This is a genomic window from Acinetobacter sp. YH01010, from assembly GCF_013420775.1.
Lineage (GTDB): Bacteria > Pseudomonadota > Gammaproteobacteria > Pseudomonadales > Moraxellaceae > Acinetobacter > Acinetobacter amyesii.
In genome coordinates this window covers 1-23,324 of the sequence record NZ_VOYF01000024.1, presented here as the reverse complement: position 1 = coordinate 23,324, position 23,324 = coordinate 1, and the positions used below count along the sequence as shown (strand labels likewise).

Sequence of the window (23,324 nt, the reverse complement as noted above, 5' to 3'; positions counted from 1 at the left end):
GTGGACATTTACCTTCCCGTTTTAACCGTGATAAAGCACGTCCATATGTGGGTGCTTTATCCGTGTTGATCACTTGTGGAATTTGCCACTTCTTCACATTATTTAAAATTTTTCCAAGAAAACAATAAGCTGAATGGGTATTTCGTCTAGCAGAAAGATAGAAATCAAGAGTATGGCCACGTTGGTCAACTGCACGGTATAGATATGCCCATTTGCCATTCACTTTTACGTAAGTTTCATCCAGATGCCATAAATGTCGATCTGTAGGATTACGCCAATACCAACGTAAACGTTTTTCCATTTCTGGAGCATAACGCTGAACCCAGCGATAAATTGTGGTGTGATCAACATTCACTCCACGTTCGGCCAGCATTTCCTGAAGTTCACGATAGCTGATGCCATATTTACAATACCAACGAACAGCCCAAAGAATGATTTCACCTTGAAAGTGCCGACCGTGGAAGGGATTCATCTGCTGTATCTCGAAATAAATAAGATATTTAGCTTATCATGTCAGCCTATTTGCAACAGTGCCAGATTTTTTTGATGTGCAGGTGCCGACCCTTACCAGAAGGCACTGTTGAAAATAACCACGAATCGTAAGCTGAATACTCTTTTAGCTAAAGGAGCAGCATATGAATTCTTTCCATAAAATTTAGGCTTGTATACCCAGAAAAATGTGGAACTTCTTAGGTTTCATACATGAGGATTTTGATAGGCTCACTGACTATTTTAAATTGTGTGCCTTAACTCTCTGTTCTAAAAGGCTATTCAGAATTTTTAGACTGTTTATTTTGAACATTCTTTTTACTCTGTGCTGGCGATGCCGTAATTGGACCTTGCAAGATGCATGGTCGTGTATGGGCGATGTCCAGAAAGAATTTGACTCAAAACTATTTTAGTTGGGAAGGAATGCTAAAAATTGGAGATTGATACATCTCATCGTTTGTTTAAATATTTTTTGATTAAATTTTCCCTTTAAAAATTCTATTTTTTTTAATGTCTTAACTTGTATTTAATATAGGAGATCCCCATAACAACAAAAGCACTACAGGAATACAACAATATGGCGAATCCACAAAAACACTATGCTAAGTTCCACACAAATATTCGATTAGGTCGTTATGACGAAGAAAGTACATTACGTGAAAAACGTGACCTTTTGATTAGCACCTTAAAAGATGAACTCAAAAAGGATCCAAATGGTCCTCAATTTGTTGAATACTTTAATCAAGGTAGTTATGCCTTGGGCACAGGGATTAAGCCTAAGAATGGAGATTATGATATTGATGTAGGAGTTTTATTAGATTGTGACAAAGAGGAATATGGCTCAGTAGAAATTAAAAAAATTGTTAGAGATGCTTTAACTCATTCAAATAGAACTGTAACGATCAAACGACCTTGCGTAACTGTCACTTATCTCAAAAATGGTAGTCCCGATTATCATGTAGATCTGCCCATCTACGCTGAAGACGACAAAGGCAATATGTATCTAGCTCGAGGTAAGGAATTCTCCTCTGAAGACCTTAAGACTTGGGATATTTCAAATCCTACTGAACTTACCGATACAATTTTGGGAAAATTTGAAGATGATTCAGATTTACGTCATCAGTTTAGACGATGTACTCGCTACTTGAAACAATGGCGAAATGAGAAAGGTCTAGATTTTTTTAAGAGTATTGCTATCACTACAGCTGTATATGAGCATATAACAGCTGAAGATTATGAGAATGATAATAAGGTATTACTTTCTATAGTAAATAATGTATTAGATCAATTCACTACCTTTAGCATTGATCCAGAAAATAACGAGTATTACTTCAGACTCGTAATTAATTTACCTGCACATCAAGGTGTAGACTTACTCGAAAAATTGACCCGAAAACAAATGGAGCACTTAAAATCAAAACTTGAAGATTTAAAATCATCTTTAGAAGCTGTAAATGAGGAAACTGATACAGTAGAAGCTTGCAAAATTTTAAATAAAACTTTTGGAAGACAATTCCCTATCCCTGAAATACAAGAAGTGTCCGAACCAGTAGTACAAACTTATTACACTCAAGAAGGAAAATCTGCTTAGGAAAACTCAATGTTTTTTGATAACCCAAAGTTAGACAATATTGAAAAGCTATTAAGTGAACATGGAGCTCAAAATATCCATGTCACTTCTATTACTAAGGATTGGGTTAATCTAAAATTTGATTTTCTCATTAATACACAACAGGTTTGCCTTGGTCTAATTTTTCAAAATAGAGCTAATTGGACGATACCTCCCATTTTTAGAATATTGACACGACCAATGTCTGCCTTAGATCATGTGAGTCAAAGTGGGGAAATTTGTACTACGGATCATCAAGGTGAAAACTTTGAAGGCTATAGACATAAAGAACTTATTACTGAATTCTTTGAAAGGGCTATAGATATACTCAAGCAATCTTTTATTAATTTTCAATTAAACAACCGAGTAAGCTTGTATAACGAACTAGAAGGATATTTAGGCAGCACTCAAAATATAAATGAGGATGTAATATTACATTGCGACCCTACTTCTACATTTAATTTATATGGTTGGTTAAGAAAATCATCAAAAGGGAATCATCAAATATTAGAGCATATTGATGATGGCGATAGTTCTTACATAAACCACAACCAGCTCACAAAAGTAAAAATTCATAAGATATTATTAGAAGATGCTTCTGTTTTCCCCATACCAGATATAGGAGATTATTTTAATGAGGACTATTTTCTAAAAATTGTTAATACCCTCTCTAATGAGAACAAACGATCTTTGTTAAAACAAGGCAATCATTATGCCCTAGTGGGAATTCCAAATGAACATGGATTTGCTTATGTGATTTTTTATTATGCCATTTGGTATTCTTTCAAAGAAAAAGTATCCTTCAAAGGCTTTAAAGTCTCTTTAACACAAAGAGCGTGGATAGATTATTTATTAAATAGAACGGGGCAAGAGAAAAAAACAAGACATATAGCGATTATCGGATGTGGGGCTTTAGGCTCAAAGATTGCAGAGATATTAGCTCAAACAGGCGTAAATAAATTTTCTTTCATAGATCCAGAGCTTTTAAAAACAGATAATATTTATCGTCATTCTTTAGGTTTGCAGTATGTTAATACCTATAAATCTACTTCTTTAGCTAATAAGTTTTTAATAGAAAGGCCCGGATTAACTATTTTTCCATTCGTAAGCCATGGTGAAAGCTGGATAAAATCAAAAATTACTGAAGATATTGATACTATCATCATAGCAATTGGCCATACTCCTACTGAGATTTCTCTCGTAAAAACTATTTATGAAATAAGTGCAAACATTCAAGTAATAATAGGCTGGTTAGAACCTTATGATTTAGGTGGACATTTTATTTCTTTCAATAATAAACATGTAGGATGTTTAAACTGCTTATATTTTGATGAAAAATCAAATAAAAGTCTTACCCCTATGTATAAATATGTACAATCTGGACAGCTAATTGCTAAAAATATTACAGGGTGTGCTGGTGCATTTACCCCCTTCTCTTCTTTAAATTGCATGAAGCTAGCAAGCTATATTTCTGAATATGTCCTGAATCAACAATTAGGATTTGTTTCTATTTCTGGCGACAATCAGAATGCAAATAAAAATGGAATAATTACTACCCCTTTTTATAATTCAGTAAATAATTCAAATGGAATTAATATATTGAATTTAAAAGAAATTTATAAAGAAGTATGCCCATGTTGCAATACATAACTCAAGGGAGGATTAAATGTGACACACCTACAGGCCAAGTCTTTATTATTCAAGCAAATGTTTTAAAGAGTTTAAAGCAATTTATACAATTAGAATCAGATTCTCCAGAATCGGGTGGCATTCTAATTGGAAGAACAGACATAGAAACTAAAGCTAAAATCATTGAAAGCTTTACCTCTCCTATGGAAGGAGACTGTCAAACACGTATGTCTTTCTTTAGGTCAAAGTCCCACCAATATGCTTTAATACAAGCTTGGAACGAATCTAAAAAATTCTATAATTTTCAAGGCCTATGGCATACACATCCTGAAGATGTACCAACACCCTCTCCAACCGATTTAAGGGATATAGATACTGTTCTAAATGGCATTACCAATCTTAATGACCCAGTTTTATATTTAATAATCGGAAGAGTAAAAACTGGAATCTGGATTGGTAGAAAAAATTTTAAAATCAAACTGTTAGGTTATATTGAGTTAAATTGAAAATGCAACTAGACCCATCCCTAAGTTTACAGACTTCTTTATCAGCAATAGATGATTTATCAAATGCAAATAAATATATAGAAGAAATTTTAAAGCATATTTGTATAGATTCATTAGGTGTATTAGTTGATGAAGAACGTAAAAATATAATTTTTGTCTTATTGAAAAATAAAAGCCCTGAAAGTTTTTTCCGTATAATTCTCAATTATGATGATACTTTAACTTTTGTCCGAAGATTGCTTGCCAAAAAAATTTCCATTTATGCACGCTTTCTTCAAGGTCACATAATTGATGCCCACACTCTACATGATTTTGAAAAGTTAAAAGAAACATGGAATTTAACCTCCTCTCAAGAGAGCGAAGTTAAAGATGTAGATTTTGTTCCTAGAAAGATTCCTAAACAAAAACCAAACCCTGTAAACCAATTAGAATATTTCATAAAAAGAATTTTTGATTTTGAGCATCTTACAGGTAGGGGTAACGATTTATCTGAAAAAGATAAAAACCAGATTTATCTCTCAAGTCATGGCCGATGTATGTTTAAAGGATGTGGTGCAAAATTAAACATAGATGAAATAACTGGATTTGAAGGTACATATGGCGTTTTAGCTCATAATGTTGCAGCATCAGAAAATTCTACTCGCGGTATCCCCTTCTTCTCATATCAACTATCAGATGATCCAACGAATATTTTATTATTATGTGAAAAACATCATAGGTTAATTGATAAAGTTGCTGGCGCAGAATATACAGCTTCAAGACTCTCGCAAATGAGAAGTAATTTCACAGCACAATGCGAAGATTTATTAGATTCTTTAAGCTTTACTCCTATGCCAGTGTATTTATTTTTCTGGCCCGTGAATCGCAATATTCCTCAGTCTCCTTCACGACGTGATATTGCAAGCTGCCTTCTCCCATTAAAATCTATTTTGCATAAAGATAAGACACTAATTCATGAACCATTACCAGCTCATTTAAGAGCTTCAGCTGATGAGTTCTATAAAAAGTATTTTTTAGAAGAATTTGAAGTTCAAACAGAACAATTACTTAGGGAAACTAAATTTGATGATAAGAGAGTAGCTATTTTTGGCTTCGGCCCTATGCCATGCCTAATAGCATTAGGAAGTAAATTAGGAAATAAAGGGAAATTTATACCTATGCTTATGTATAGGGATGGAAGTTGTTGGATGTGGCCTGATCTTATATGTACAACCAAAGCGTATGAAATTAATAATTTCAGTGAAATAGAAGATTGTACTGAAATTACTATTAGATTGAATCTCACTGCTGATCCAGAAACCTCTAAAAATAAGGCTGTTGAATTAGGACATCCGGTAATTAATATTACTGCTAAACCAGAATATATGGGGAATGGAGCAATAAGAAATCCTGAACGAGGACTAAGTTTCATGCAAGATATTCATGCGTTATTTCATAGTCTAACAGATAAAGGAATTACCAAAATTCATGTCTTACCATGTGCATCCAATGCTGCTTGTATATGGTTTGGACAAGCATTTGATCTGCATCATCCTGAAATGGTTATTTATGATTACTTAAATAATTCAATGGTTCCAAGACTTCAAATTCGAAATAATGGAAGCAAGAATGAAATCGCTGTAATTTAAACAGTATATTTGATAGTACTTTCATACCATTAGATTTAAATATGACATTAGTAAATGGAGTTTAGCTCTAATGGGGCTTTGTTGCATAAATATCTAAGACTATGATTTTGTTTAATTTATTTTTGGATTAAAATTTAAACAAATCCTTAAAAATCAGTATCTTGAAGAATGTTTATACAACAAAGCCGTTTTAAACTAAAAAATGTTTGTAATACTATTTTATTTAAATCACTCTGCGATCTAGGTATTAAATTTAAGACTTTCCATGGTTTTAAATAATCTTGCAGATTTTTTTGTGGTTCGAGAATATTTAAATCTTTATTAATATCAAAATTTGAGGGAATTCCATTTGTATTTTTTGCTAATAATTCCTTAACTAAATTTGTTGGAATAGCTCCATTTAAATGAACGTGTAAATCACCCTTAGGAAGATTCACTATCATATCTTCATTAATTTTTTGTAGTGCAGACATAAGTGTAGAAATTAATATAGCTGATTGAATTTTATCATAAAATCTATTTCCAAGTTATTTATTTTTAAATTTTTCTATTTCAATTCTGAATGGCTTTGTTGCACAAACCTATCTGTAAAGGGTTTTTCAGCGATATAATTTTCAAATGAAGAAGCCTACACACAAAATCTACCGCACAACCAATTGGCCCGCATATAACCGAGCACTCATGAGTCGAGGAAATATTGCCATTTGGTTTGATCCTGCTACGCAATGATATGCTCCATCAAAAGGCAAACAAGGGCGAAATCAAATCTACTCCGACGCAGCCATCCAATGCTGCTTAATGATTAAATCCTTATTCCGTCTATCTTTACGTATGGTCACTGGCTTTGTGCAAAGTCTGATTAAACTTTGCGGATTAAATTGGACCGCACCAGATTACAGTACGCTTTGTAGAAGACAAAAGCATATTGATATTGTAATCAGCTACCAAAAAAGTAGCGATGGGCTGCATCTACTCATGGACTCTACAGGCATGAAGTTTCTAGGTGAGGGCGAATGGAAACGCAAGAAACATGGACCTGAATATCGTCGCCAATGGCGTAAACTTCATATTGGTATAGATGCTAAAACCCTACAAATACGAGCAGTTCAGCTTACAACCAATAATGTCAGTGATTCACAGGTGCTTGGTGATTTACTTAATCAGATTCCACAAGATGAGCGGATTGACTCTGTTTATACCGATGGGGCTTATGACACCAAGCAATGCCGTCAGGTCATTGCAGATCGGCAAGCGCATGCGGTGATTCCACCTAGAAAAAATGGAAAGATACAAAGAGTAGCTCGCTAGAGCGAAATGAATTACTTCGAACAATTAAACGTTTAGGCAGGACACTATGGAAAAAATGGTCAGGCTATCATCGGCGAAGTTTGGTTGAAACTAAGATGCATTGCATCAAATTATTAGGAGATAAACTCAGTGCAAGGAGTTTTGATAGCCAAGTGAATGAGATCCATGCACGTGTAGCAGTCCTTAACAGATTTACGGAATTAGGTCGACCACTTACCCAAGTTACGCCTTAAATTTGGCTCAATTAGGGGCGCTTTGCATTTCAAATCTTTGTGCAACAAAGCCACTTCAAAGTAGAAATGTCTGGTCTGGATTGTTGCCACTCTAATTTGAGTTTAAAAAAGCTAGCAAATCTGCTAGCTTTTTAAGATGATTATTCTATTTTTTAGAATTTAATAAACCAAAGAAGTTCTCTCCATCGTTCTCTAAGTCTTCAAAAAACTTATAAAACGATTGGGCAATAGCCTTATTTTTGACAATAATACCCACAGGCACTGTTGTTAAAATATTTGTGGATGAATCACTAACGTGAATAATCAAAACACAAAAAGAGTCTTTCATAACCAAAAGCTCAAAATTACCGTCAAAAACTACACTACTTTCCTTAAACGTTAGAAAGTGCTTGGCTCCTGCCTCAGCTGTGATTAGTTTTTTATAACTTGCGATTGATTGTTTATCATTTCTGTATGCCACTGGTAAGAAGCATTTAAAGTTTTTGGTAATTGTGGTTGTCGATAAACGATCAATAAAATCACTAAATCTATCTGACTTACCCCAAAATTCATCTGATGGAGCTAACCAATACAGCTGTTTATCATCATTATTCTGGTCTTGATATTGTTTGATTGTTTTGAAAAACAGGTCTGAATTTTCCTTAGAATATATTGGCCCGATAAAGTATTCATTGGATTTGTGTTCTAGCTTAAATAAGCGATCTAAATTAAGCTTATTCTCGCTAAAAATAGATTCAACTGAAAAAGTATCCTCCATATCTAATTCATGGAGTACCTTTAGAATATCCTCAATATTTTGTGGCTTCTTAGCTGATCTAAGAGCAGCGTAAAGAGAATCTTCGATTTTGTTAAGATTTTCCATGTGATTAAAATCACTAATCTCTGTAGGTGTATAATTCTCATCAAGCGTCAATGGTAATGTAAAACGACGAGAATGGTCTCGCAATTTTTCCACTTGGCTCATTTTATACAGTTGCAGCTTCTTTTCATCCACTGATGGATTCAACTTAACTAATCCTTGGCTGAAATAAAATCGAAAATTTTTCTGAAACTCCTTACTAACCAAAGACTCACCATTTGAAAGGTATTGGTTAGAAGCATCTAATTTAATTGAATTTGCCCCATTGTCAGATGCGTTGGGATTAACTGGCTCAGGATTCAAGCCAATCATCTCAAAACTCATCTTTTGAATATTGTCCTCAATCTTATTTACATAAGGAATTGCACAAACATCCGAGAATGCTTTCTCAAGTCGCTGAGTCAGAGCAAATCGATCATCTTCAAGATGTTTTATCTGCATTTGTTTTAATAATTTAGTTAATAGCACATCTGTTTCATGATTAGATAACCCTAAGAACCGCGCTATTTTTTCAGCAGAAAGTGGTGCAATTACCAATAGGCGCAATACCATAGAATCAATAAAATCTAAGGTATCTGTTGTGGTATAGCTAAATGCCACATTGAATAGTTGTGATGGCAATGTAACATCTACGTCATGATAGCTTCTTAGTGAATTTTCCATGAGTTATACCCCTGCCTTTCTATATTTTTTTGATCTATTTTTATTAATGTGCGGATTGTTTTGTACTATTTTGACAATGGCGCGTTTTGAAATATATCGATATTCTAAAGTCTGATTTTCACGGCACTTGATGTAATTTAATACGCGTCCTAAAGGTAAGTTACTGTTGACTCCTTGCCACATTTCTGACGCACCAAAGATTACAAGACGATCCATTGCGCGAGATAAAGCCACGTTCACACGATTTGGTGACTTCAAAAATGCAGGAAACTTAGTTGGATCATTTCGCGTAACTGAGAGAATGATGATCTTATTCTGTTTACCTTGATAACTATCCACCGTATCAATACGCACAATTGATCTCAATGCATCTGACACTTCACACAAAGAGAAGGCTTTTCTTAACCGGTTTTTTTGCTCAGCATAGGTACAAATTACACCAATAGCAGGCTCTTTAAGGGAATCAGGCTCTGGCACTAATTTATTTAACAAGAGTTTGTCTTGGTCAATCCGCTGAAGAAAATCGATAATTTCATTAATTTCATGTGGGTTATAAATACTACTACCTTTCTCCATTTTGAAATGCTCAGCATTCCCAGTATCCACCCAAGTAACTGTTGAATTCAATTCTATTACGATGTCGGATGCATAGTTATCAGGCACAATCCGCTTTAACTTAATTTCTTTCAGCTCTTCATCACTTAAACCACGAGAATCGACAACTTCAGTTTCAAGTTTTCCTTCATAAAAACAGTCTGAAACTAATTCGCCGATGCTCGGACTCATTCGGTACTGTGACAAGAGTTCTGAACTAGCCTTTAGTCCATAATGTGAATTAAAGATACGGCCAAAGTCGCTTTGTAATTTATCTTCCAAATCATCATCTGATATCTTAAGTTGCTTAGCTAAAGCCTTTATATGATCGCTCGAATATAGTGGAGGAAGTTGGTCTTGATCCCCAACTAATAAAATACGTGCACCTGACTGCATTGCAATTGCCAATTCTGAAGCGATTGAACGTGCTGCTTCATCAATAATCACCCAATCAAATACGTGATTGGCGATTCCAATACTTTGTTGGCCAACACCAACGCATGTGCCACAGACTAATTGCCTTGTTTTGACCAGAAAACTTTCATAATTAGCATTTTGGCTTTCAATTAATGGTTCATAATCTAGGGCAATATTGATCAAGGCTTTCGCTTTAAGTCCTTCCTCATTAGATACCCCGTAGTATTGATTAAGTGCTGCGAACGTAATCATGTCGATCTTATTTAACTGGTTTAATACTGTTATCTCTTTATCATTGATACAGTCTTCCAGTTGATCCCAAAAGTCTTGATTTCCGTCAAACATGCTCTTCAGCTTATGCATTGCTGATTTGAAAGCCTGGGTATACTCTTCTAATGAGAAACTAAACTTTTGATCAAGATCATCTTGGTCGATTGACTGATACGCAGATTTAAGACTATTTAAAATAGTGACTCTGATTTCATAAAGATCGCTCAAGTATTCAGCTTCAAGTGATAAATCTTTTGCAAGCTCAAGCACTCTTTCTTTAATATTAGACTTAAACAGCTCTATCTGGCTCGTAATAATTGAGCCTGTATAGACATCTTTTAATTCAGGAGACACAGCACTCTCTTTATTGCTTATTCGAGCAATACTTAATGGTGTGTCATACTCTGTGCATAGCTGACGTATACGCTCAACACTTGTATTTACAGCTTCGTGCGACTGACTAACAATTAAGATGTTAGATACATTTTGTTTATCATAGAGATAGTGAGCCAGTATAGAGATAAATTCAGTTTTGCCGGTTCCTGGTGGTCCCTTTAATAGTGATACAGGTCCATACTTAAGCACATTACGGAACGCTTTACGTTGTAATGGATTGAGGGCTTTAACCAATTCCCCATTTTTGTATTTGTTATAGTGATCTAGATCTTCATCAGGCACTTCAATCTCATAATCTTTTGCTTCAATCACTAATGATGGTTCAAAGTAATCTACGAGATTTTCAATGACAGCCTTATTACTCAGAATATTTGTCAGAGCATCTGCACGTTTCCGATTAGATGACTTATCTGCCTTGCTTTGTAGAAACAGTGTTGCTTCTTCAGGAACTTCATTTGTTTTTTTACAAAAATCGATCCACAATTCTCCGACTTTTGATTGCGCAATATTCACCGTACCTATGCAGAAAGTGTAATCACCTCCCGCCCCAGTTTCTTTAGTGCACATTACATCGACTTTATCGGTCTTTGAAAATTTAGCTGAAACATCTTCTGCAGAGTCATAGTATGCAATAGCACTCTTTGAATCTTTAAAATGTTTGCTCGAAACTATCTTTAACGGCTCAGACAGAGTGATTGTAGGATGTGCATGACGCTCAGTCGCCATGACTTTTTTCCACAACTCTTTCGTTTCAATATCAATTAAGTGGCTATGTGTAGGCAGATGACTCATTGGCTGTGCCATAAGCTCATCAGTAGCTATAACATCGCCTATCTCTTCTTGTAATGCTTTTTGTTCACGCAGAGCCCGTAATGTTTCCTCTTTCTCTTGAGTCCTTTTGAGCTGTGCTTGCTTAAACTGTTCAATAGCATCCTTAAAGTTTTGATCTTTTGCTAAGAAGTCATTTAACTCTACAATGTTGTCACGCTTACTCATCCCAGATATCGGGTGGACTTCAATGCTAACATCAATAGTCAGATCTGCATCCCTACTAGCCTTCCACCACAGGTCTTGTTTTTTGACAAAATCAAGGAAACTTAATTGATTTTCATGGGGCTTATAAAACCCTTTTAACATGCCATTGATTCCGCTAAGTGTAAATCGAAAATCCCCCTCACTTGCTGCCTCAAGTTGGATATAAACTTTGCCGTTTTCGGGATAAATCGTAAAGGGCGTCTCAACCTTACTTGTATAAATACTAATCTGAGGAGCTTCTTTTACAATAGCACCCTTACATTCAAATGCCTCTATAAAGCGAGAATTATCAATATAGCGTACACTTGGATCTTCCATTCCTTCTATGCTCAAGGCTGTATTTAGCCAGGATAAAGTAGGATCCATTGAAGCCACATCATCCACAGCCAAGTCTATATCGTATAGATCTGCGATTAATTTCAATGCAGTAAAGTTGTCACACTGAATGACTGTTGGATCTTCAATATCAGATGGGAAATAAGCATTAGAAGAATCAGGTTGTGGTACTTCAGGATGGAAGCAATCATTAAAACTAACTTTCAAGTTTGTTTTATCTACTAGAATCTTTTCATCATCCAAGTTTCCATGTTGAAAGCCATGCTCATGAAATTTTTTCAGAGAATGCAATAACTGAAGTGAAAGTTCATTTTTTTCATCCTCAGTTAAGCCCTCAATAACCGTTGACCAAGCTTCACCCTTTACCATTTCAGTTACTAGATACACACATGCTGTGCTAGTTGATAAACCAAAATCAATAATCTTAGGAAGGTATGGCAAATTGAGAGCCTGCGTCATTTTAAGTTCTTCAAAGAATCGCTTAAAACAACTCTTTTGATAAGTTGTCATTGCAGATGCAACTTTACCCATCCATGTTTTGACTAACATGTTGCCTGATGCATAGAGTGTAAAATTTTGGTTAGCATCAATAGGCGCGCCAAATATCGGGTAACTGATATAGGTATTTGTCTGATTTAAATATGGATTCAGTACATCTGCATCAAGTTCATAACTAACTTGTTCAGCAGGTTTTTGAGCTAAGAAATCTTGGAATACTGCACATGCATTATCATATTTCCCTGTCAAAGCTCGTGTTAAAATACGCTCTAACCAGTGGTTCTGATCTCGCTCCTCAAGACTAAATTTTTTCAATGAACGTGGGCTCAGTCGAGCATTCTTCCAAATATGAAGGATTAACTGCCCTAACCAATACACATCCTTTTGTGCAGCTGTCAGCGCAAGATTCGGAAGATGAGCTGTTGTATTCAAAAATGGGAGTTCGTTAGCCAGTTCAGGGTCAATTTTCGAGGGCTGTGTTTGATCATTTGCTGCCGAAAAATTGGATAGCAATATCTCCTTTTTATAAGAGATCCACACACTATGATCACCCACATCACCATGAGTAATTCCCATTTGATGTAGGTGATTAAATTTACCAAGCAAAATCTGGAATAAATCCAATTTCTCAGATTCAGACATTTTCTCAGCATAAGCGCCGATGAATTCGTTGACTCGATAGCTGTTCTCAGGCAACTCATACAACTCATTATATTTTGATGTCATGTCATCAAGACTTGGGTTTGTAATCGGGTGCAAACAACTTTGATAAAGATCAGGCTTTTCTGTTTTAATTTTTTGGAAAACCCGGCGCTCATTGCAGATCAAGTTGAATCGATGTTGAGGCTGACTCATTCTTGAGTTACTCAACTTGAATTCATTAAAATCCCAACAACGCATTAAAGATTTTTCACCAACGATGGTCAATGAATGCGCTTTATACTCGCTATAAATCTTTTTAGGATGCGGTAAGATCAAGTCACCTCGTTCATGATTATTAATAATCAAAGAGCGTGGTTGAATTTGGTCAGGCGCAAAAATTTCATCAATAATGGCGTGATATTCTTTTTTAATATCATATATGCGACCATCACGTTCCAGATGCTTGCGGAACATATTATTAAAATTCTTCTGTTGAGCTAATTGTATAAACTCATCTATCGAAAGAATGTGCTCTAAATCTTCTGGAGGCAGGCGCGAATAATCTGCTTTACCACACATGACAACAAAGTGAGAAACACTTTGGTAATGAAATGTAATGCCCTTAGCTTTCTTTTCTGAAACTTTATCCTTTAGTTTATTAACTATAATTTGCATTTTTTTTACATTTTTAGCTACAGGGCATGAATCTTGCTCTTTATTACCTACGTACCATTTTCCTGCAACTTTTGTAATTTCCTTACCGTTCCAGTCCTTGAATTCAATGACCAAAATGTTTGCATGAGTAATAATTAGGAGATCATATTCAAATTTCTCAGAACTACCTTTCGCTACTGCTTTTTTTCCATTTTTATGCATAAATTCAAAACCAGCATATGCTCGCCAGTTTTTAGTTTTTTCGCCACGATCAAAGACCTTTTTAATCTTATCAATTGCTTTGAGTTCGTGCTCGTATATACCTGTCTCTGGATATGTAACTTTCATATTAAAAGATTCTTTATTTAAAATGTCTTGCTTTTGCACATACAACAAATAAGCGTCAAAAATGATGCTAAATTTTTATTAACATAAAGTAATGCTATATGTACGGTGTCTTTTAGAAAAAATACTTAGCGTAAGAATTTAGTTTTTTCAGGTTGATGGTTAGTTTGGCCAAATAAGCCCTCCGAAGGTTTTTTATATTCAGTTTAGGATTGTATTTAAAATAAAGTCTGCCAAATATTTTGGTGTAAAACCTGAGTCTTCTAGCACGATCATCATTTAGATGATCTAACTCAATCATTCGTTTAAGCAAAACGTATTTCACTTAACGGTTCATAATGTGACTTATATTACATTTAATTTTTGAGTATTCAAAATTATTTTATTGAATTATAAGAAAAAAACTTAAGGAATTCCTTAAAATTTGATGACAATGGTCATATCTCTAATCACTAAAAAGACCAAAAATAGATATCTACCCATATCTCTCGGACAAATTAACTCTATTTTATAAAAGTATCAATAAATTCATTAGGTTCATGAACCAAAAATTTATAATTATTTTTTTATTTATATAAGTTATTGAAAATAATAAATAAAATTATTAAAAGTTTTATTAACTAGACTTCAGGTGAACATAAGTTAAAGTTCGAATTAAAATGAATAGGGTAGTCGCAATTTCCAAAAAATGACAGCTCATGTGTCGTTTAGATACTAACAATTTGTTTATTATAACAAATCTTAAGCATGTTAGCTGTCGTCATTCTTTGATACGGTCTACGTACTACCGTACAATCATCAGCTATATTCATGGTGTTACTTTGCATAATTTACATTTTCTGCATTCAAACCAATCAATCCAAAATTACGTGCACGTTCGAGACACATAAGCTGTCATTGACGACACATGTAATGTCACTGGTTGCGTTCGTGCGTCTATTTCCGTTGAACTATGCTATACCTTGAATAGCCAGCTACTCGGTTCACTGAAATACTGACCGACACGTTAGATTTCAGTTTTAAATCAAAATAGCGATCAATCGTCACAATTAGATGTTTTACATAATCAAAAACTACATATGTTAAATCCTTTAAATCATTGTTCTGGTGTGCAACTTCAATAAATTCTGAAAACAACGCTACACCTGTTTCGTTGGCCAGATTCGCTAACTGATTATCCAATCCGGCAATTGCCGTTAATTCTGATGCAATCACCACTTTATGCATTGCTGTTTCCGCTTCAATGCCTTTGTACTCAATCCCCTTGTATATATAGACATCGTTTTCTCGTTTGCCTTGGTTCCAAGGGTTATCCGTACCATCCAGTCTAGGCATGCTGTACGGTCGTTTTAGTTTTGCTGGAGGTGTTTGTTTAGCGGTGACTTCATAAAGGTTAAATACGCAATCTGTGTAGCGTTTAAGGCTATGGTATGTCAAAGCTTGCTGTTTGGCGGTCAACTCCCGTGGTGATACATGATTCACCAAGGTTTTGAACATTTCTAATGATTCTGGTGTGAACGATCCATCTTTTTTTGCATTGTCCATCAGGTCTTTTTTAGCCCATTTATGCTTTAGTTTTTCCGCTTCAGCATCAGATATTTTCTCTCCCCGATACACGTATCCACGCGCTGCGTTTGAATACTCAAAATCTGCTCGTTTTACTGCCTTGTAGACCATTGTTTTTGTCATTTGTTTTGCACCAGTTTTTCCCATAGTTGTGGCGACCGCTTGAGGGCTTAACACGTACCCATTCTTTTTCGCTTCGGTCGTAACACCAAAACTCGTACCCTAAACAACAACGTTTATTCACGACATAGCGGTAGGTGTTGCAGATCGTAAGCATATTCTCAGTGGCGTTAACTTCCCAAGGTTTAAACGCAATAAGCTCTGTTATTGCTTCCCTGTAAAGTCGTGTTGCTTTGGGATTATTGAATAAGATCCGTTCTTTTTTTGAGGTCTTAGTGATTGCATTCATTTCGTCCACGACCTCACTAATGCTTTTAGCCAATCATCCATCAAATCAACTAAAATTGCCCGTTCTCTGCCTGTTGGATATGCGCTTAACTTCATATTCCAACTATTTGCCGACTCTTCTGTGCCGTGCACCAAAAACCCATTTTGTTGATCATTTTCAGCCAGCTTATCCGTCACCCAACATTCAAACAGTCTGGCAAAGATTTCTGTTGGCTGTGACCAATACATTGACCGTGATTGATCTAGGTGCATGGCGTTATTCATAAAGCCCGTACCGCCTTGTCTTTCTTCGTAATCAAGGTATTTGGTTGACTTAAAAGTAAGATAATTAACCAGCTTGATAAACTTATCTGCAGTCTGGCCATCTTTAAGATGTTTGTATGCTGACTCTTGATGATTCTGTACTGAGTAACGCCCTTTACTGGTGTAAAGAAAGTATTCGCTAAAAAAGTTATTATTGAGTCCGTTTCGTTTTGCCAAAACACAATCAAATCCGTGCGCGAACTCATGGGCTAGTGCTCCAACACCTTGCGTCTTGGTCAAATGAATAAGCATATTACCTGGTTCAAAGTGAGCTGCTGCGCTATCAACGCCTGTGCCACGCGAACCGAATGCTATTCCTAGCTTACCGCCTAAAGATGCGAACGTAACGGGTAGACCTAGAAGTTCGACAAGATCCATTAGTGAGTCATACGTGCAATTCAGAAACCATGCACGTTCCTTTTGATTTACCCAATTGCCGAACTCGACTCCAGAAAATTTGAAATAGTCCATAAGCAACTGGCTATCGATGTTTTCACCCTTTCGATGGTCCTTACCCTCGCGCACTTCAACTCTGTCGTAGCGCGGTCTTTTGGGTGGTTTTGCGCGTCCTTTTTTGGGTTCTATGACTCGTTCATCTAAAATTGGCTGAAAAAATGTTTTTACTTTTTCTAGTGCTGCATTGAATGTGTCGTATTCCGTCCAATCATCTAGTGTTTGAAACCGCTTTGCTGAAATGGATTTAACGGCATACCACTTATGTTGACCAGTCTCAGTGTTTAATAATTTTTTGGCACCATAATTATCCGTATCAAGTACACGATCGTCTGGCCATCCTAAAGGGATTAAGTTTTTTAAGCGTAAACGTGTGTCTGAACTAAATGATAGTGGGTGTTTAACTCTGCGATTGGTATGTCGTCCAGCTGAGTAGCGTTCTAAAATATCTTTTTCACTTCGTCCAGCACCAAACTTAACGGTCATGTACGCATTAAAGTCGTCTGTCAGTTGTTCTAAACGTTCGTAGTGTGAGCTTTCATATTTGTTTTTTAAGAAGTGTAGCGTAGCAATGTAGGCATCATCCCATTGCTTTTGACCTATGCTAAACCAACCGCCCCCTAAAGGCTTGTTGGTTAAGTTTGCATAGACCAAAGAAAATAATAGTGCATGTTTTACAGGTTTATGGCCAGATTGGGCATCAGCTCTAAAATCAGGCTTTTGCCAATATTCCTTTTTAGTCACTAGGCTGTCAGACTTAATTCCATTCATGTTGCCTGAGAAGTCTGGTGATGGGTTGTCTTTACGTGCACCAGCAAACTTTTTACCTACATCCGTAATAGGACCATCTTTTTTTTCATTACTATTTATTTCTTCAGTCATAGCTAAACCACATAATTGTTAGTTGCGTATATCGTCCAAGATCTCTGACAGATCAAACAGATTAATATCTTTGAGTTTCGCTTCAGCATTGATGCGCTCAAGTAATTTCATAAAGCCAACAAAAATAATGTGTGGTATTGGTCTATTGTTGATATGCACGGGTGTTGACCAAGTGCGTACACGCGTTTCGCATATTTCAAGCCCTTGTTCTTCAAAAAGCTTGATCAATGTCGGGATGTCTTTGTCTAGTTGAGTAAGGGCTAATAACGACCGAAATACATCATTTAAGCTAATAGAGTGGTGATGATGGTTCGGATTGTGCTGTTTTCTATTGTCGCCCTGTTGTTGATTAAAGTAATGATGGTTTTCGCGGTTTTGAGATGGTCTGTTTAAATATTTCATTTGTTATTAAGCTCCAAAAAGATAGCTGTAAATCAGGTACAAAATAAAAGTTATTGTTAATCCCGACACCAATAGAGAATTGATCGGGTAATTTTCTAAGTTAAAAGGTTTTCTGTGATAGCTCACTCCCCAATCTGAAACAGATCCTCGCTCTACGGCACTGTAAAAGTTAGTTTGTGAGGCGTTTAAACGGTTGTTGTCTACTGATATGAATTCCAGTTTGCACAGCAATTCGTCACTCAGGTAGTTAAAGAAAGTCGTTGGTGCACCATTTGATAGGATGTGTATAAAACCGACCTGTTTTTGGGTATAACCCATTCGCTCATACGCTTTTTGAAATTCGTGCGTTAAAGTCGCACTAAACTTATCCCCCTTATTTTTGGCAATCAGTTCAATTGGTGGCTCAGCTCCAGCCTGAATAAGCTTGGTGAATTTAGGACTACCACAACCCCAATTTTGAGAGATCCAAACACCGCGTTTTGTGTCGTGAATCAAACCATCAACAATGACCACGGCTGCATCACCGATGTCGCCGTTTTCTTTTTCTGTAAATTCGGTGTTATCAACGTCTTTTCTGAATTCTTCAGGCATTGGCCTTAAAACTTCTAAAAGATTGGTACTGTCACTTTGTACATGACCAGTAGCCAAAATCATCGACTCAATTTTTTTTAGGGCATGTTCAGGTACTATCAATACTGAATGTACACGCTGGTCATACGCATCAGATTGAATGTCTTGAGCTTCGGTATTCTTTTCAATAGTGCTTAATTCCATATTATTTCTCTGCCTGGGCTTTCTGGTATTCAACTGCAGTCTTCATTGAATATTCGGTATCATCTTCGTGCTCTGTACCAACCATGCTTTGCTGACCTTGGTATATACCTTTAACAGCATTGACGAATGCGTTATGCGCCGTAGCGTTGTAATACGTTAAGTTTCCAGCACTGGTCGAATCATTGAATGTCAAAGTATTAGGAACATGCCAAACTGCTGAATAAGCCTTGCCATCGATAACAACAATAGGTTCAAACTCGACCGCTTCACGGTGCTTGGTTTCATTCCATGGTGTATAGAAAACAGTATTGTTTTTGAGGTTGTAGACCTTGAATACGATCTGGCCAAGATTCCGTATTTTGGCCTCTTTGTTGTATGCCTCTAAAACCTTGTCTTTTTGGAAGTCTGTAATTTCAAGCTCAGGGTTCTTCGTAATCACCAGTGTTTCATCAGTCGTTTTAATCTCAGATGGAACGTAGATTTTTGAACCTTTAGGGAAACGTCCTGATTTCTCCAATGCGGATCTAAACTTGTTATTTGCATCCAAGAAGTTGCCAAACTCACTACTGAAGTAGCTGTAAAAATTTGATGCACTGGTGAACATGCCAAACTGATTCACCCGAACAATTTGCTCAGATACAGTGGATGCTAAACTTGCATATGGTTTGCCCGACACATCAATTTCGCGCCATTTGTAGTTACGTACACCTACTTCTTTGTCGCATGCATCATTAAACATAGATGTAGAAACAATATCGCCGTCCAAGCGCTTCACATAAGCAACCGGGTAACTGCGGATAGGTGCCATACGAACAGCTTTGTTTGAATTGGTGTAAAAGCCAGATGACGAAATGATATTTTGTTCAGATGATTTAATTTGATAACTTCGTAATGTATTTAGCTGTCGATCAAAGCTATCAATTTCAGATTCATATAAAACATCACCCTCAACAGATGTTGCGATTGAATAAGGGGCATACATCACATCGCCCTGAACTTTATCCATGATCTGCTCAGCTTCAATACGATATAACGGCTGTGAGAACATGCCATTTGATGCCAAAGCTGGTAGATCTCCCCCTACACCAAAATTACACGCTACTTTGTGGTTGGTGGTAGAAAGGCTTGATTGAGGTAATTTGTAGTTAGATGGATTGTAAGTGGTAACACGTTCATCATATTTGCGAACTTGTTCCTCAACTTTCTTTTCAATGGGATCTATTTGTTCTTCTTGAGATGCAGTATCAGTATTTGAAGGCTCTAACTTATCACAACCAAATAGTAAAACTGACAATATCGCTATGGTAAGGGTTTTCTTATTCACTACTTAATGACCTAACTTAAAACTACTAATACCCCACATTATAATTAAAAATAAGTATTAATGAAGTGGTATTTAATAGTTTAAGGACTTTTAAGCGAAAAACCCAATATCATTAATTAGTTTTAACGAACATTCTTTTAATGCAACTTCATAACCGCCGTTAATATTAAATGTAAAAGCAAATGGTAGCATTTTATCAATCGCAAATATCTTCTCTAATAAGTCGTTGTTTTCTGCAGATGGCTTATCCTTTAAGGCATATTGCATGGAAAACTTAGCATTTATACCCGTGCTTTTATATACAGCATTTATTTGTTCTTTAAGGCTTTTTTCCACTTCTTGCACAGTATTGAAAATAAAATTCTGATTAACAGTGAATTTATCAGTTTTCAAAGATCCAAAGGTCCACGCCAGACTCTCCGAAACCACATACCCTAGAACAGTCTGCAATTCTTCATCTTCAAATTTGTGATAATGAACGTATGATTTAGTTTTACCGTTAAAATATAAAATAGAAATGGAGAACAACACCTCTTTGTGAGCATATTTAAAAGGTACTTTAACAAGACTATAAAAGTTTAAGAGCTCAACGTTGGAGGCTTTAGACATATTTTTTAAAAAAATTTTAAAGACATTAAAGTGATTATACTAAAAATATCAAAGAAATGTTAAAGGGTTTTAAAATGGATACAGTTGTTCTAAAAAATAGTTTAATTGCTAGTTTAGTTTTTGTATGTGTGTTCCTGGTGTTCCAAAACATCGACCATAGAGTTTCTGAACGTATACAGCTTGAGTCAACCAGTGCAGCATTCGAGTCGCTTGATAAAGACTTTTCTGCGATCAAAAGAAATGTGGATACTGAATTCAATAAGCTCCCGAAGTACGTGAAGCCAAGCAAAGAGCAATCGATCAATGATGCATTGGAATTCATTAAATTCTCGAAACAGACCTTTACTGACACAATGGCCCAAAATGAAGAACTTTTAGCAGAAGTTAAGGGTTTTGAGAAAAAGGCAAATGATGTTTTAGAAAAATAATAGTTATTTTAAAAAGAAAAATGGGAAGCTATAAGCCTCCCATTCTTTTAATGTCGTAAGAAACATTTAAATTTTGTTCTTAAAAGTATTATAGTAAAACTAATAATTTATGCAAATACTTTTAACAGAAATATCTAAAAGGTCTTTAACACTCAACGAATCCGAATAACTTAGACAGTGTGAATAAATTGTTAAAGTAGTCGAGTGTATATGTAAAACATTGGTATACCCATTAGAGATATGCGAATTATTATATATGTAAAACCTAACATACTTTTTAGTCGTATCTTGCGTAAAACTTACCAGATAATCTTTTGTGTTTTCATTTATGTTATCTTCGTATTGCTCTGTTATGCTCAGGATCTCTTTGCTGTTCAGCCAATAACTGCCTGTTTTATCTTGTTTAATCTGTTCCAAAATCAAATTATTTAATGACTGGTACTCTTTCGTTATTGCTTTGGCATATCGTTTTGATGACTGATGTTCTTTCCAGTCAATTTTTGCTTTCTTAAACAGTTTGAAAGCTGTAACCGCGCACAATATAGCTGAGATGGTACATAATATTATTCTACTACTATCACCTATAATGCCAATCATTCCTAAATGCACATCTTTTGAGAATAAACCGTTCAAAGATAGGTATACGCCAAAGATACAAAAACTTAACGCAAAAACCACAACTAAAATTAAAGTTGCTCTAATTAAAAGCTCATTAAAAGTAATTTTTCTTAAACTTTTGGTATAAAGCTTAATCTTATCTTTTTCAGATTTTAACATTTTAGCCAAGAACTTATGTTCTCTTTTTCCTCTGCTAAAAGGTGGTGTTACAGCATCTTTAAAAGTCATGTATAATCAAAAGTATTTTAACGTTCCATTAAATATACACTACACCTGGGCCTATTTAAAATGAAACATTATAGAATTATCGCTATTTTAATACCTTTAATATTTTCAGGTTGTGCAGCAAGCCACTCAGACAAAGAGCTTGTTGACTCTTATTACAATGACCAACAAAAAACAATAGAAAGCGATGTAGATCAACTCGTTAATTCCTACTCCGCTAAAGTCGTTACTCAGTACTACCCTGAACCATACTTCAATCCAACCAAGCCAATACCGCATTATTACGCTTTAAAGCTTGATGAAATGGGTATCCCTTACCCAAAAGAGCTTGTATACGACAATGCCGACTATAATTTTTATAAAGAGCAGGCTAAGTTTAATGCAAACAATAATGACGTAATTGATACAGATCACCACGATCACTAAAACTTTTTTATCGTAGGTGTTTTGTTGAGGGGCGTTTCTTGCCGAAACCTTTCTTAACCCCTTAGTGTATGAGGGTAAAAGATTCATACTATATTTTAGAAAATACACTTGATGGAGATAAAGACCAAAAAATCAAAGTGTTGAGAGTAAGCCAGTATGATACTTTTTATTACCCTCATACATTATCTTCTGAACTATCTTCACTCCTTTTTTGATTGGCTTCTTTGATAACATTTTCAATAAAACAGATAACTAAATTTAAAGCGATTAAAAATAATACGATATAGCCAATAGTTTTTAGAGTTAGTACAAAGTTATTGAATACATAAGTTGATGCTTTTCCTATTCCTATATAAACCACATAACATGCAAATATAACCAATGCTATTGCACTAATTGAAATTATTGCAAGTCCAGTATTTTTTAAAAATGAGCGCAATAAGTATTTATCGAATTTAGAATTATTCATAGCCATATACTATCCTTCATAAAAATTTCATTTTCTAACATTGAACGAAGCGCAACTATTGCTGCACCACCGCCAACAATAATTATGATAAAGCCGAATAAAAAATTGAGATTCATGTTTGCAGCTATGTTTAATTATTTAGATTTAAGCAACTTAATTAGTAGCATTACAATAGTTATTGTACGAGAGTACTTTACTCTAGAGGTGGTCCCACTTGTTTGAACAACTAAAAGCGTATTTATAAGTGATATTCCGCTCTAGTTAAGCCACCTTGTTTTGTTGGGGTAGCTGATCATAGTAAAACTCATTTGGTGTCATTTTGTCTA

At 35.4% G+C, this 23,324-nt stretch carries 18 protein-coding genes and 1 pseudogene; 7 read left to right on the top strand and 12 right to left on the bottom strand.

The window, feature by feature from the left end:
* The coding region (locus FTT77_RS15545; protein WP_151817486.1) for an IS6 family transposase at positions 1-472 on the bottom strand (472 nt) is incomplete at its 3' end.
* A gap of 594 nt (positions 473-1,066) precedes the next feature.
* Here FTT77_RS15545 and FTT77_RS15540 point away from each other — a divergent pair.
* From FTT77_RS15540 to FTT77_RS15525, 4 genes are read left to right on the top strand one after another with little or no spacing between them, the layout of a single operon-like run.
* Positions 1,067-2,080 carry a nucleotidyltransferase gene (locus tag FTT77_RS15540; protein WP_005006358.1) on the top strand — a complete coding sequence of 338 codons (1,014 nt, stop codon included), beginning with the start codon at positions 1,067-1,069 and terminating at the stop codon, positions 2,078-2,080.
* Positions 2,081-2,089: 9 nt separating this feature from the next.
* Positions 2,090-3,748 (top strand): ThiF family adenylyltransferase, encoded by a 1,659-nt coding sequence (locus FTT77_RS15535; RefSeq protein WP_005006360.1) that lies wholly within the window; start codon positions 2,090-2,092, stop codon positions 3,746-3,748.
* The gene (locus FTT77_RS15530) at positions 3,733-4,233 is read left to right on the top strand and encodes a Mov34/MPN/PAD-1 family protein (RefSeq protein WP_005006362.1); all 501 of its coding nucleotides are present in this window, start codon (positions 3,733-3,735) and stop codon (positions 4,231-4,233) included. Before FTT77_RS15535 ends, FTT77_RS15530 begins: the two co-directional genes overlap by 16 nt.
* Positions 4,234-4,235: 2 nt before the next feature.
* Positions 4,236-5,861 carry an SAVED domain-containing protein gene (locus tag FTT77_RS15525; RefSeq protein ID WP_005006366.1) on the top strand — a complete coding sequence of 542 codons (1,626 nt, stop codon included), beginning with the start codon at positions 4,236-4,238 and terminating at the stop codon, positions 5,859-5,861.
* A 146-nt stretch (positions 5,862-6,007) separates the two neighbouring features.
* Here FTT77_RS15525 and FTT77_RS15520 read toward each other — a convergent pair whose 3' ends face one another.
* A complete protein-coding gene (locus FTT77_RS15520; RefSeq protein ID WP_005028412.1) occupies positions 6,008-6,334 on the bottom strand; it encodes a hypothetical protein in 327 nt (108 codons plus the stop codon).
* Between the two features lie 145 nt (positions 6,335-6,479).
* On the opposite strand from FTT77_RS15520, the pseudogene FTT77_RS15515 reads away from it, so the two are divergent.
* Positions 6,480-7,402: pseudogene (locus tag FTT77_RS15515) on the top strand (IS5 family transposase).
* A 145-nt stretch (positions 7,403-7,547) separates the two neighbouring features.
* On the opposite strand, the gene FTT77_RS15510 reads toward FTT77_RS15515, so the two are convergent.
* The 8 genes from FTT77_RS15510 to FTT77_RS15475 all read right to left on the bottom strand — a co-directional run bounded on the left by FTT77_RS15510 (position 7,548) and on the right by FTT77_RS15475 (position 20,832).
* Positions 7,548-8,924, bottom strand: a complete 1,377-nt coding sequence (locus tag FTT77_RS15510; RefSeq protein WP_005005738.1) for a hypothetical protein — start codon at positions 8,922-8,924, stop codon at positions 7,548-7,550.
* 3 nt (positions 8,925-8,927) lie between these two features.
* Positions 8,928-14,153: an AAA domain-containing protein gene (locus tag FTT77_RS15505; RefSeq protein WP_005005740.1), complete on the bottom strand. Its 5,226-nt coding sequence runs from the start codon at positions 14,151-14,153 to the stop codon at positions 8,928-8,930.
* 894 nt (positions 14,154-15,047) lie between these two features.
* The gene (locus tag FTT77_RS15500; protein WP_010591556.1) at positions 15,048-15,854 is read right to left on the bottom strand and encodes a hypothetical protein; all 807 of its coding nucleotides are present in this window, start codon (positions 15,852-15,854) and stop codon (positions 15,048-15,050) included.
* A 228-nt stretch (positions 15,855-16,082) separates the two neighbouring features.
* Positions 16,083-17,723, bottom strand: coding sequence for an LPD1 domain-containing protein (locus tag FTT77_RS15495; protein WP_005005743.1), 1,641 nt, complete (start codon positions 17,721-17,723; stop codon positions 16,083-16,085).
* A gap of 18 nt (positions 17,724-17,741) precedes the next feature.
* Positions 17,742-18,125, bottom strand: coding sequence for a hypothetical protein (locus FTT77_RS15490; protein WP_042892771.1), 384 nt, complete (start codon positions 18,123-18,125; stop codon positions 17,742-17,744).
* Between the two features lie 6 nt (positions 18,126-18,131).
* The gene (locus FTT77_RS15485) at positions 18,132-18,899 is read right to left on the bottom strand and encodes a hypothetical protein (protein ID WP_180058714.1); all 768 of its coding nucleotides are present in this window, start codon (positions 18,897-18,899) and stop codon (positions 18,132-18,134) included.
* A gap of 1 nt (position 18,900) precedes the next feature.
* Positions 18,901-20,223 (bottom strand): hypothetical protein, encoded by a 1,323-nt coding sequence (locus FTT77_RS15480; protein WP_180058715.1) that lies wholly within the window; start codon positions 20,221-20,223, stop codon positions 18,901-18,903.
* Positions 20,224-20,313: 90 nt separating this feature from the next.
* Positions 20,314-20,832, bottom strand: a complete 519-nt coding sequence (locus FTT77_RS15475; RefSeq protein WP_180058716.1) for a hypothetical protein — start codon at positions 20,830-20,832, stop codon at positions 20,314-20,316.
* Positions 20,833-20,906: 74 nt separating this feature from the next.
* Between FTT77_RS15475 and FTT77_RS15470 the strand changes: the two genes are divergently transcribed.
* Positions 20,907-21,260: a hypothetical protein gene (locus FTT77_RS15470; RefSeq protein WP_005005748.1), complete on the top strand. Its 354-nt coding sequence runs from the start codon at positions 20,907-20,909 to the stop codon at positions 21,258-21,260.
* 99 nt (positions 21,261-21,359) lie between these two features.
* Here the strand turns inward: FTT77_RS15470 and FTT77_RS15465 are convergent, their stop codons facing one another.
* Positions 21,360-22,106, bottom strand: a complete 747-nt coding sequence (locus FTT77_RS15465; RefSeq protein WP_005005749.1) for a hypothetical protein — start codon at positions 22,104-22,106, stop codon at positions 21,360-21,362.
* Between the two features lie 60 nt (positions 22,107-22,166).
* Between FTT77_RS15465 and FTT77_RS15460 the strand changes: the two genes are divergently transcribed.
* The gene (locus FTT77_RS15460) at positions 22,167-22,529 is read left to right on the top strand and encodes a hypothetical protein (protein WP_005005750.1); all 363 of its coding nucleotides are present in this window, start codon (positions 22,167-22,169) and stop codon (positions 22,527-22,529) included.
* 175 nt (positions 22,530-22,704) lie between these two features.
* Here FTT77_RS15460 and FTT77_RS15455 read toward each other — a convergent pair whose 3' ends face one another.
* Positions 22,705-23,004 carry a hypothetical protein gene (locus FTT77_RS15455; RefSeq protein ID WP_005005752.1) on the bottom strand — a complete coding sequence of 100 codons (300 nt, stop codon included), beginning with the start codon at positions 23,002-23,004 and terminating at the stop codon, positions 22,705-22,707.
* Positions 23,005-23,324: the final 320 nt, after the last annotated feature.

Excerpts from the sequence above, each read along its gene's own strand:
- FTT77_RS15495 (WP_005005743.1), bottom strand. The coding sequence starts at position 17,723 with ATGACTGAAGAAATAAATAGTAATGAAAAAAAAGATGGTCCTATTACG.
- FTT77_RS15470 (WP_005005748.1), top strand. The coding sequence starts at position 20,907 with ATGGATACAGTTGTTCTAAAAAATAGTTTAATTGCTAGTTTAGTTTTT.
- FTT77_RS15460 (WP_005005750.1), top strand. The coding sequence starts at position 22,167 with ATGAAACATTATAGAATTATCGCTATTTTAATACCTTTAATATTTTCA.
- FTT77_RS15540 (WP_005006358.1), top strand. The coding sequence starts at position 1,067 with ATGGCGAATCCACAAAAACACTATGCTAAGTTCCACACAAATATTCGA.
- FTT77_RS15535 (WP_005006360.1), top strand. The coding sequence starts at position 2,090 with ATGTTTTTTGATAACCCAAAGTTAGACAATATTGAAAAGCTATTAAGT.
- FTT77_RS15520 (WP_005028412.1), bottom strand. The coding sequence starts at position 6,334 with ATGTCTGCACTACAAAAAATTAATGAAGATATGATAGTGAATCTTCCT.
- FTT77_RS15475 (WP_180058716.1), bottom strand. The coding sequence starts at position 20,832 with ATGTCTAAAGCCTCCAACGTTGAGCTCTTAAACTTTTATAGTCTTGTT.
- FTT77_RS15510 (WP_005005738.1), bottom strand. The coding sequence starts at position 8,924 with ATGGAAAATTCACTAAGAAGCTATCATGACGTAGATGTTACATTGCCA.
- FTT77_RS15530 (WP_005006362.1), top strand. The coding sequence starts at position 3,733 with ATGTTGCAATACATAACTCAAGGGAGGATTAAATGTGACACACCTACA.
- FTT77_RS15455 (WP_005005752.1), bottom strand. The coding sequence starts at position 23,004 with ATGGCTATGAATAATTCTAAATTCGATAAATACTTATTGCGCTCATTT.
- FTT77_RS15465 (WP_005005749.1), bottom strand. The coding sequence starts at position 22,106 with ATGACTTTTAAAGATGCTGTAACACCACCTTTTAGCAGAGGAAAAAGA.
- FTT77_RS15485 (WP_180058714.1), bottom strand. The coding sequence starts at position 18,899 with ATGGAATTAAGCACTATTGAAAAGAATACCGAAGCTCAAGACATTCAA.
- FTT77_RS15525 (WP_005006366.1), top strand. The coding sequence starts at position 4,236 with ATGCAACTAGACCCATCCCTAAGTTTACAGACTTCTTTATCAGCAATA.
- FTT77_RS15490 (WP_042892771.1), bottom strand. The coding sequence starts at position 18,125 with ATGAAATATTTAAACAGACCATCTCAAAACCGCGAAAACCATCATTAC.